Origin of the sequence: Bradyrhizobium sp. STM 3809, assembly GCF_000239795.1 — a bacterium.
Taxonomy (GTDB): Bacteria; Pseudomonadota; Alphaproteobacteria; order Rhizobiales; family Xanthobacteraceae; genus Bradyrhizobium.
In genome coordinates this window covers 1-642 of the sequence record NZ_CAFJ01000322.1, presented here as the reverse complement: position 1 = coordinate 642, position 642 = coordinate 1, and the positions used below count along the sequence as shown (strand labels likewise).

Here is a 642-nt window from a genome sequence, read left to right as displayed (position 1 = left end):
ANNACTTTACCACAATTTCGTTGCGCCAGCGTTCGGATCCAAGAACCAGCTCGCCCTGGCAGCCGCTCTTGCTCTGCTCTCGAGCTTCTGGGTCATGCTCGACCGTCAGCAACCTAAAATTTCGCGAGGGGTCGCCCTGTTGGCCCTGGTGACGTTGCCTCCGATCTTCGTCGCATCCAACTCCGCCGGCGCCATGATCGCAGGCAGCATTGCACTGCTCTGCTCCGCCGGCCCCTATCTGCTGCGCTCCGCGCGTATCAGCGTACGCTACCAGTTGATCGGGGTTGCCGCGCTCGTCGTCTGCATGGCAGTCGGCATCGCCTATGTCATTGACGACAACATCCTAGATCTCGCGCTGGCGTCAGTCGGAAAAGACAGTACGCTCACCGGCCGCACGCTGCTCTGGTCGCATGCTCTTGACGTCATTGCCGACCATCCCTTCGGCGGCATGGGTCTCCAGGCGGTCTGGGCACCGGGCGACCGCTGGGCGGAACGATTCTGGGCCTTCTTCTACATCTATACGCGCAATGGGTTCCACTTTCACAATCTCTGGCTGGAACTTGGCGCAGAACTGGGGCTTATCGGTATCGTGCTCGGCGTTTTGACGACGCTTCTCGTCGTCTTCGAGACGTTTCGCTGGGT

1 pseudogene (only partly in view) is annotated in these 642 nt (G+C 60.3%); it reads left to right on the top strand.

Annotated features, from left to right (window positions below):
- A pseudogene (locus BRAS3809_RS17935) lies at positions 1-642 on the top strand (O-antigen ligase family protein); its annotated part reaches 497 nt to the left of the window's first position; the annotation flags it as partial.